The following is a 9,966-nucleotide window of genomic DNA, read 5'->3' as shown; positions in this document are numbered from 1 at the left end:
GTGCTGACCGGCAGCAAGGCCTCCCTGTTCATCGTGGTCCTGGCATTCCTCTACTATCACACGCTTGAACGCCTCCCGATCCGACCAGCGCATCTGGTCTGGGCCGGACTAGCGCTCATACTTCTGCCATTCAGCTTTGTTATCCCAGCAGCTCTCAGGGAGAATCTTCCGCTTTCGGAAACGTTGAGACTCCTCTATGGGTCTGCGGATTTCATGGGGCAAACTCTTGGCAAAATCGCAGGTCGCGTATCTTGGCTCGACGGGATGTTTCTTTCCTCATGGGACGTGGAGCCACTGGCCAATTTCGGATTTTTCGATTTTATCGGCGTTCTCTTGGCCCGCTTAGTACCAGGGTTTCCGCCTCCTGTTGCTCCTTTCGGGCAGCAGATCATTTATTTATTTCGGGCGACGGAGCTCACGAATTTCTCAGGCGCCTTGGGCATGCCCGGCATGCTGAAAGTCATACTGTACAACCACGGACTTCTCGCCCAAAGCGCCATCGCTGCATTTATCGGCGCGATCTTTTTCTTCTTCTTCCGCATGACGAGATCGCGGAATCCCGGCACGATGATTGTCGGCATGACACTTCTCGTTGTCTCGGTGAGCAGTCTCGCCATCTCGGGCAATCTCGACTCCGCTCTGGCAAAACTGATACCGCTAATGATCAGCGGATTTGTCTTCATTCGCGTCAGCCGCTTCGTGTTATTGCGCCGCCAATACGCGGCAGTTCGAAAATAGGATTCGGCTGTGCGCGTGAAACTTCTTCAACTGAAATACTTCGCGAAGACCTTCCGTCGCGCAACCACGCCTCGGTTCTTCGTGAACAGTCTGCCGAAGTCGGGCACCAATCTGGTGGTTTCCCTGACGGAAGCCTACGGGTTGTTGCGAATCTCGGGACCCATTATCGCCACCCGGGCGCATCCGGATTTGTTCCGGAATCGACAAGGTATGATCTTCGGTCACGTAGAGCATATGGGTGATCTCGCGCGGGATACCGGCGTGGACAAGGGCTTCCTGCTGATCCGTCGTCCGGCCGACTACGCGGTGTCGCTGGCTCGATACATCGTCGCCAGTCGACGTCATCCTTTGCATGCGGCCCTGCATGACCTGCCACCGGAGGAGCTTCTGACCGCTGTCATTGGCGGCACGCGAACTGCCGAAGGCTTCAGTCTCGATCCCGTGGCAACGCGCTATGCGACCTATCTCGAATCTGCCAAAGCGGCGGGGCTCGTTTTGCTGGATTTCGACGAGTTGCGCGCCGGCGGACCGGCGGGCGGCGCCGAGACTGCCTTCCTCGAATTGATTGGCGGCCCGGACTATGCCCGCAATTTCTCCGCCATGCTGACCCGTTCGCAGGAAACCTCTTCAACGTTCCGGCACTCGCTCCGGGCGCGTGCCGTTGAATTTCCGATCGAGAAGATGACCGGACACGCCAGCCTCGTCGCGGCGGAGAGGATGTACGATGAAGCTCTTCGCACTCGAGCCTGATTTCTTCTCCGGGCATCTCAACGGCGCCCGGATTCCGATCTTCCTGATGATACTGCAGGAACTGAAGCAGGGACGCGACGTGCATGCTCTGCGCGGCAGACAGCGATTTGCGGTGACGTTGGAGCAATGGCCGGCGAGCATGGACGAGGCCTACATCGTTCTCCGGCGCACACCCGTCGACACTCCCGCAAGCTATGAGGAGATGGTGACTCAGAAGGGCCACGCGCCTCACCCGGGAGCACTGGAAAATCTGGATATCGCATCGCGTTCACTGTTGCTGAACGACTCGCAAGCCCGTCAGGCCGTGAACCAGTTATATGAATTGCTGTCGGGACGCTTCGGCTTCGACCGGTTTCGTCTCGCCGCACCTTTGCGTATCGTGCAGGGGCTGCGCCGGGACCGCGCCATGCTGCGCCGGTACGATCGGGTCTATGTCCAGACAGAACCGGAGCGACATTTTCTTCAGCGGCCGCTCATTGGCGGCGACCCCGACCGGATCGGCATATTCAATAACATGAGCGTGACGCTGGAGCTGTTTCCGCGCAGAAAACTTCCTGAACAAGGCGACAAGGCCTTGCGAGCGGGCTGTTTCCTGCTTGCCGTGCCACCCGGACGTCAGCGTCTCGGAGAGTACCGCTGGTTTCTCCGGCGGCTGGCTCGAGAACCGGAACTTCTGAATCGCACTACGGTATTGGGGCCGCCGGCACTACGCGACCTTCTTCCCAGGGAAGTTGCTTTCGTTTCTGAAGTTCCTGAAATCGATTCTTTCTTCTCTGAATTCGCTTGTGTTCTCGTGCCAACCCGGCATTACACGGGCATGAACAATCGTGTCTTTCAAGCAGCACTGGCGGGCTGCGACATTATCTGCAGCCGGGAAGCCGTGCAGGGATTAAACAACGCCCCCTCGGTACGCGCACGTTGCTGTAACAGCTTTGCAGACTATGCACACGCGATGGCGAGCTATCCTGCTGGAGGAGTATACTTGACGCCCGCCGACATTCTGGGGACTGAGCGATGAGCGGCGGGTGGCATCTCCGCCGGCGCGCAGCAATCAATGCGCTCAATGCGATCGTTTTGTCGCGGCTCAATGGATCCGTTGTGGCTTCGGGTTTCCCAAAATCCGGCACCACTTTTCTCAGCCACGCTCTGGAAGCGATGACGGGGCTGCGATATCTTGAGGGGTCCCGCGAACTGGCCATCCGCGCGTCGGTCATTCACTGTCATTTTCGGGCGGTCCCGGCAAAAGCGATCTTCTCCTATCGCCCCCTCACCCAGGTGGTGCCGAGCTACGTCGCGCATCTTCTTGCATACGATCGGCAGGACGTACTCGAGCGTCTGCGCAACAATGCCGAAACCGGAGATGACCGGGCCCTGCTGGAGCAGTTGGCGCAGCGCATCCTGAGCGGACATCGCCGTCTGCCGTCCCCCGCCAATTACTATATTGAGCTGGCTGCACGCGGAGCTCGCATCTTGGACTTGCCCCGCCTCACTGCGGGCAACACGGACGAGGAAGCCCGGCTTGCCCGCTGGCTTGGCCTGGATAGAGAAGCGGTGCGGAGCGGCATCGCTCAGGCACGCGCCTTGTCGGAAGATCGACGCACCGAAGGCCATTCCTTTTACAACAGACCAAGCGAGCGGATCACGTCCTTGCTCAGCTCAAATCTGTCCTTGGCCGCTGAGATCGGTACACAGGCCGAGCAGGCCGCCTCTGCGCTCCGGCGAACTTCCGGTTCTCGTCATGACTGATCGTTATTTCCATTGCATTCTGATCCCCGGTCAGAAGAAAGCCGGGACGACGACGCTCTACAATCATCTGGCAGACCACCTGCCCCATAGAGCAAGCGTACCCAAGGAATCGTCGGTACTCGATAGTGCTCCCTGGCTTTTTGCCCTTTACGGTCTCGCCGGGCGTTTCAAAGGACGGGTACTGCTTGATGCAACCACTACGTATTTCAAGGGTGGCGAATTCTCCCCGGCCTTCCGGCGCAACCTGACGCGCTTCAACCGCGTCAGTGCAATCATCATTCACAGACGCGAAGTCGATCGAATGACGTCTCATTTCCGCCACTCTGCCGCTTTCGATGGCTGGACTGGCACTCCGGCGGCCTTTCTGGAGTCCGCGGAGTATATCGACAACGCCTATATCAACCCCAAAGTGATGGCTCTCCGGGAACTCGGGGTTACCGACATCCACATCGTGCCATTCGAAGTCCTGAACGATCCCGCCCGGTTGCGCATGCTCATGGCTACGGTGCTCGGCCAGGAGATCGGCCCTCTCCTTGGCGGGAAGCTTGTCGAGAACCGCTTCGGAAAGCGCGCCTTGGTTCCGAGACCTGTTGAACAACTGGTAGCCACTCCACTCTTTCAGGCCGCAATCCGCCCTCTGATCCCGTCGACATTGCGCGGTTGGATCAAAACCCTCCTGGCGCGCTCCCCGGAAGCCGCGTCTGCCACGCGGGCTGCGCCTGATATCCGTCTGACCGAGGCGATGGCGGCCCGTCTTGAGGGAATTGAGGCCGAAAACAGGACGCTGGGAGCAAAAGACGGAATCCGCCGATGGTGATTTTCTTCCTCGATCGCCTGGCCCTTTCCAGTTTCGGCCTTGCCATGGCGGTGAATGAATTCAGCGCGGCCGTCGATGATCCCTGTCTGGTGGCCCGGCGCAGCGATCCGGCTCTGATCACCCGGATGAATTTGCGACCCATAGGTCTGTGGCAAGCCCTGACCGACCGCAGGCGCGTGTGGCATATTGACGATATGTTTGCCCCATTTTGTCTGTCCATGACGTTGCTTGGTCTGCTGCTGGGGCGGCACGTCGTCATCTGCCCGCACGGCATGCTCGACCGCTGGGCGTTGCGCACGCGGCGGTTCCGCACAAAACTCGCGATCCTCAGCCTGATCAACATCACCGCCCGCGTCGGCAAGCTCTACATCCACGCATTGAACCCGCAAGAGGCGCGCAAGGCCCGTCTGCTCCTCTCTCATGCTCGTCAGATAAATACCGTGCCGAATGCGATACCACGCGACATTCTGGAATCCCGTTCGACCCTTGCCGGCCACTCACCTACCGGACCGCAACTTGTGATCGGGTGCATGTCGCGCATCGCCCGCAAGAAGAACCAGATTGCCTTGGTCGACCTGGCGGCCGGCCTTCGGCAAATGCGCCCGGAAGTCTTCGCCCTATGTGAATTCCGCATCGACGGCGCAGTCGAGGACGAAACCTATGTTGCCGAAATTGTGGACGCTATCGCCAAAGCCAACCTTGGAGGACAAATCCGCCTGGGCGGTCCGGTCAGCTTTGAAAAGCGCGGTGAAGTTCTGGCCAGCTATGACGTCTTCTTCTTTCCCAGCAAGTCCGAAGGCATGCCTTATGTCGTACTTGAAGCGATGGCATTGGGTCGTCTTCCCTTGGTCTCGTCCACATCCAGCAGCGGTTTCGTCGCTGGCTATGGGGGCCTCGTCTATCGAGACATCGACGAAGCCATTGCGCTTCTACCTGCGAGCCGCGAGGCGCTGGAGGCCAGGGCCCCGGATACGGCACGTTTCATCGCGGATTATGGCCCGGGCCATTTCGCTGCCTTTCTCGAAGACTGCACAATGAGAGCCGCATGATCTCGCAATTTCACCGTCCCGTGGCCCTGCGCCATCGAGCGTATCAAGCGGCATGGTTTCTGGTCAGCGCCCTGATCTTCGAAACGGCCGTGCCTTTTCCCAGCGGGTTGAAGACGGCTCTGCTCCGGATTTTCGGAGCGCGTGTCGGACAGCGCGTCGTAATTCGGCCGGCCGTCTCCATCAAGACACCACGCCTGCTGTCGACAGGCGATCATGTGTGGATCGGACGTGGTGTCGTCATCGACAATGACGAGGAAATTGTTCTCGGCAGCAATGTCTGCCTCAGCCAGCAGGCGATGCTGATCTCCGGCAGCCATGATTATCACGCCCCCGACTTCGGCTATGTGGGTCGCCCAATCGTGATTGCTGACCATTGTTGGGTAGCCGCCAGGGCCATACTGCTGGCCGGAACCCGACTCGACAAACATTGCTTTGTCGGTCCAGGCGTGGTTTTCAGCGGCACTCTCTCATCCCATTCGATTCTGCGTCTGCAACAATCCAATCTGGAACAGATCCATGACCCCGATCTCCTTCCATAGCTGTTTTCGTAGGCCTTTTCCGTGTCGATAAAGTTCACGATCATCACAGCAGTGTACAATCGCGAAGCCACGATCGGGCAGGCAATGCGGAGCGTTGCCTCTCAGACCTACGAGAACGTGGAGCATCTCATCGTCGACGGAGCATCGACGGATGGAACGCTGGCGGAAGTTGAACGCCACAAGACCACCCGAACGAAAGTATTCAGCGAGCCCGACAAAGGCATCTACGACGCTCTCAACAAAGGGATCGCGCTGGCCTCCGGCGACGTGATCGGTCTTGTTCATTCGGATGATTTCTTTGCGCATGACGGGGTGCTGGAACAGGTGGCACATGCCTTTGAAGACTCGACGGCAAGTGCGGTCTATGGCGATCTCGACTATGTTTCGGCCGAAGACGAAACACGCATCATTCGGCACTGGCACTCCGGTCCCTATGATCGGCGGAAGCTGGCTTGGGGGTGGATGCCTCCGCATCCTGCGCTTTTCCTTCGTCGCCCTGTTTTCGACCGCTGGGGCCTCTACGATACGACCTATCGGATTGCCGCCGACTATGACGCTATTTTGCGTTATTTCGGCCGCGGCAATATTCATCCGGTTTATATTCCTCAGGTTCTGGTCAAAATGCGGGTGGGCGGAGAAAGCAACCGCTCCCTCGGCCGGATTCTGCGCAAGAGCCGGGAGGACTACCGGGCGCTACGATCGAACGATATCGGCGGACTGGGTGCTCTTGCCTGGAAAAACCTGAGTAAAATAACGCAATTCATCAAGCCATGAAGATTTTGGAGCCATGAACAAGAAAGCCCTTATCACCGGCATAACCGGACAGGATGGCTCGTACCTCGCCGAGTTCCTTTTGGAAAAGGGCTATGAGGTCCACGGCATCAAGCGTCGGGCATCGCTGTTCAACACGCAACGGATCGATCACATTTACCAGGATCCGCATGTCAACAACCCGCAAATGAAGCTCCATTACGGGGACCTCACCGACAGTTCCAACCTGACCCGTATTATCGGCGAGATTCAACCCGACGAGGTCTACAACCTCGGAGCACAGTCTCACGTCGCGGTGAGTTTCGAAGCTCCGGAATATACGGCCGATGTTGACGGAATGGGGACGCTTCGCCTTCTGGAAGCGATCCGTCTTCTGAAGCTCGAACGGAAGACCCGTTTTTATCAGGCCGCCACCTCCGAGCTCTATGGGCTGGTGCAGGAAGTTCCTCAACGGGAAACGACCCCGTTTTATCCCCGCAGTCCCTACGCCGTAGCGAAGCTTTACAGCTACTGGATCACGGTGAACTACCGCGAGGCCTACGGGATGTACGCGTGCAACGGCATCCTCTTCAACCATGAGAGTCCTCGCCGCGGCGAAACCTTCGTTACCCGCAAAATCACACGTGGCTTGTCCAATATTGCGCAAGGCCTGGAGACATGCCTTTACATGGGCAACATGGATGCCCTGCGCGACTGGGGGCACGCCAAGGATTATGTACGCATGCAATGGATGATGCTGCAGCAGGACACGCCCGAGGATTTCGTGATCGCCACCGGCGTTCAGTATTCGGTTCGGGAGTTCGTATTGTGGACGGCAGCGGAGCTTGGCATTGACCTTCGCTTCGAAGGAAGCGGCGTCGAAGAATGCGCGATCGTCGAAGCGGTTACGGGCGACAAAGCACCGTCAGTGAAGGCAGGTGACGTCATCCTGCGTATCGATCCTCGCTATTTCCGCCCTGCGGAAGTCGAGTCGCTTCTGGGCGATCCCACAAAGGCCCGCGAAAAACTTGGCTGGGTGCCCCAAATCACAGCGCAGGAAATGTGCGTCGAAATGGTCGCCGAAGACCTGAAAATTGCGCGCCGTCATCGGCTGCTGAAGGAGAACGGGCTCGATTTGCCCGTTTCCATCGAAGGGTAAGGGATTCGACGATGAAGACGTATGTTGCAGGTCATCGCGGCATGGTCGGAGGAGCAATTCTACGGCGCCTCCAGGCCGAGGGGGCGGAGACCGTCACTCGGACACATAGCGAACTCGACCTGACGAACCAGAGCGCCGTGCGGGCCTTCATGGAAGAGGAGCGGCCGGACGCTGTCATTCTCGCCGCGGCAAAGGTAGGAGGAATACACGCCAACAACACCTATCCTGCCGAATTTATCTACGAGAATTTGATGATCGAAGCGAACGTCATTCATCAATCCTTCGCCGCGGGAGTGCAGCGCCTGTTGTTTCTCGGCTCTTCCTGCATTTATCCGCGCGAAGCGGCTCAACCAATGTCCGAGCACGCGCTTCTGACCGGTGTCCTTGAGGCCACCAATGAGCCTTACGCAATCGCCAAGATTGCAGGCATCAAATTGTGCGAGAGCTATAATCGTCAGTATGGAACGGACTATCGCTCGGTGATGCCAACGAACCTCTACGGCACCGGCGATAATTTTCACCCGGACAACAGCCACGTTCTGCCCGCACTCATGCGGCGCTTCCATGAGGCGGCACAGCAGAAACTCGATGAAGTCGTGGTGTGGGGTAGTGGAAAGCCGAGGCGTGAATTTCTGCACGTCGACGATATGGCCGACGCCTCACTCTTCGTTATGAATCTCGACCGGGAAATCTATGCCAAGTTCACCCAGCCCATGCTGAGCCATATCAATGTCGGCGCCGGTAAGGATGTGACGATTGCGGAACTCGCAGACATCCTGGCTGAGGTTACGGGGTTCCAGGGCCGCATCGTTTTCGATACCGGAAAACCTGACGGCACGGCACGAAAGCTGATGGATGTATCCCGCCTCTCGGAACTGGGCTGGAGCGCCCGCATCCCCCTCCGAAAAGGTATTGCCGATACCTATGCCTGGTTTCTCGAAAACGCTGCAAACCTTCGTCAAGCCTGACTGAATAAGCAGCCGGAAATATCGCTTCCAGCCAAAGTAACCGGATCAAGCCCAGCAATCATGCCCGAGACTGACGCCAGATCATCTCCTTCTCAAGGCCGTATGCCGGCACCACGCATCGTCGCGCGCGCCGAGATGTGGCTCTTCTCCGCATTGGTCCTGCTCGTCGCCGCCGCCCCTCTTCCCTTGGGCAGCAACCGGCCGTTGTCCTCGGGGGTCGTCGCCTTCGTCGCGGGAGTTCTGCTCTTGTCCTGGGTTGCGATCACAACCTTTCGCGGCTCACTCCATACGGATCGCGACCTTACCCGGCAACTCAAATGGCCGATTGGCTTGTTTCTGATTGTGATTGTGTGGATCGTAATTCAGTGGGCCCCTCTGGGCTTTTCGGGACACCCTCTTTGGCAGACCGCTGCGGACGCTCTTGGGGAGGATCTCCCGGCACGCATTACCCTCAATCCCGAGGCTAGCCTCGCCGCACTCTCAAATCTGCTTTGTTATGGAGCGGTGTTCTGGATCAGTCTGCAACTGGCGGTCGATCCTGCCCGCGCGCGTCTGGCCCGCTACGCGGCGATTGCCATCGGTGGCGCCTACTGCCTGTACGGCCTTGTCGGCTTTTTCATCGATGGGGCGTGGATATCCGCCTACTTTCTCACCCGGCGAGCAGACTCGCTTACATCGACTTTCGTAAACCGCAACTCCTTCGCGACATTCGCAGGCCTTGCCCTGCTATGCAGCGCCTCTGTCTTTCTCGACCGCGTGCAGCATATTTTCACGATAAGCAGGCCCTTCGGTCAAAAAATTGTACTGGTCGTTGAAATGGTCACCGTGCATGCGCGTTGGGTGTCGGCCGCCTTCGTAACGGCTTCTCTTGCACTTTTCCTCACAACGTCCCGGGGCGGCATCGCAGCCTCTCTCGTCGCACTAACGGCACTGGTGTTTCTTCAGACGCGGTCGGCTGCGAAACGAGGCGCGGCCTATCGATACATTCCCCTGCTCATTCTGCTGCCCGTCGGCATAGCACTCGTTTTGGGTGGCGGGAATTTTCTGGAACGGGTCGATCGTCAGGGGCTTTCGATCGAGAATAATCTGCGGTCGTCCATTTTTGTAACGACGATCGAAGCCATAAAAACAGCGCCTCTGGTCGGTACCGGATATGGGACCTATAGCGACGCGATCGAAGCTTACAGAGGTGGTGACCCCGATATCTTCACCCTTTGGCAGAAGGCGCATAACACATACCTCGAGAATGCTCTCGAACTTGGCCTCCCCGGCGCCGCAGCCCTCACGCTGTCGGTTCTTGGTATTGCCTTGATCTGTTTCGGAGGCGTGCAAAGACGCCGCCGCAACCGCGCCTATCCGGCTGTAGGTGTCGCGGCAACCATCCTTGTCGGCGTGCATGCACTCGTCGACTTCAGCCTGCAGATTCCCGCAGTCGCCATTTTCTATGCGT

The 9,966-nt window shown here is 58.2% G+C and carries 11 protein-coding genes; all 11 read left to right on the top strand.

Features of this window, described 5'->3' with window-relative positions; genetic code table 11:
• The coding region (locus tag Q8S60_RS11625; RefSeq protein WP_305668571.1) for a hypothetical protein at positions 1-738 on the top strand (738 nt) is incomplete at its 5' end.
• Positions 739-753: 15 nt separating this feature from the next.
• Complete coding sequence (locus tag Q8S60_RS11620) at positions 754-1,488, top strand: hypothetical protein (protein ID WP_305278454.1); 735 nt, start codon at positions 754-756, stop codon at positions 1,486-1,488.
• On the top strand, positions 1,463-2,506 hold the full coding sequence (locus tag Q8S60_RS11615) for a hypothetical protein (RefSeq protein ID WP_305278455.1): 1,044 nt from the start codon (positions 1,463-1,465) through the stop codon (positions 2,504-2,506). The genes Q8S60_RS11620 and Q8S60_RS11615 overlap by 26 nt, the downstream gene beginning before the upstream one ends.
• A complete protein-coding gene (locus Q8S60_RS11610; RefSeq protein WP_305278456.1) occupies positions 2,503-3,234 on the top strand; it encodes a hypothetical protein in 732 nt (243 codons plus the stop codon). Before Q8S60_RS11615 ends, Q8S60_RS11610 begins: the two co-directional genes overlap by 4 nt.
• On the top strand, positions 3,227-4,051 hold the full coding sequence (locus tag Q8S60_RS11605) for a hypothetical protein (protein WP_305278458.1): 825 nt from the start codon (positions 3,227-3,229) through the stop codon (positions 4,049-4,051). Before Q8S60_RS11610 ends, Q8S60_RS11605 begins: the two co-directional genes overlap by 8 nt.
• Positions 4,045-5,100, top strand: coding sequence for a glycosyltransferase (locus Q8S60_RS11600; protein WP_305278460.1), 1,056 nt, complete (start codon positions 4,045-4,047; stop codon positions 5,098-5,100). The genes Q8S60_RS11605 and Q8S60_RS11600 overlap by 7 nt, the downstream gene beginning before the upstream one ends.
• Positions 5,097-5,639 carry a putative colanic acid biosynthesis acetyltransferase gene (locus tag Q8S60_RS11595; protein ID WP_305278462.1) on the top strand — a complete coding sequence of 181 codons (543 nt, stop codon included), beginning with the start codon at positions 5,097-5,099 and terminating at the stop codon, positions 5,637-5,639. Before Q8S60_RS11600 ends, Q8S60_RS11595 begins: the two co-directional genes overlap by 4 nt.
• Before the next feature lie 21 nt (positions 5,640-5,660).
• Positions 5,661-6,413, top strand: coding sequence for a glycosyltransferase family 2 protein (locus Q8S60_RS11590; protein WP_305278464.1), 753 nt, complete (start codon positions 5,661-5,663; stop codon positions 6,411-6,413).
• Positions 6,414-6,426: 13 nt separating this feature from the next.
• Positions 6,427-7,548 carry a GDP-mannose 4,6-dehydratase gene (gene gmd, locus Q8S60_RS11585; RefSeq protein WP_305278466.1) on the top strand — a complete coding sequence of 374 codons (1,122 nt, stop codon included), beginning with the start codon at positions 6,427-6,429 and terminating at the stop codon, positions 7,546-7,548.
• 11 nt (positions 7,549-7,559) lie between these two features.
• Positions 7,560-8,516, top strand: a complete 957-nt coding sequence (locus Q8S60_RS11580; protein WP_305278468.1) for a GDP-L-fucose synthase — start codon at positions 7,560-7,562, stop codon at positions 8,514-8,516.
• A 60-nt stretch (positions 8,517-8,576) separates the two neighbouring features.
• Positions 8,577-9,966 (top strand): O-antigen ligase (locus Q8S60_RS11575; RefSeq protein ID WP_305668570.1); only part of this gene is annotated, 1,390 nt, incomplete at its 3' end.

This window comes from Parvibaculum sp., assembly GCF_030694575.1.
In the GTDB taxonomy this organism is placed as follows: domain Bacteria; phylum Pseudomonadota; class Alphaproteobacteria; order Parvibaculales; family Parvibaculaceae; genus Parvibaculum.
The sequence above is the reverse complement of the archived record's forward strand: the minus strand, read 5'-3'. Positions and strand labels throughout refer to the sequence as shown.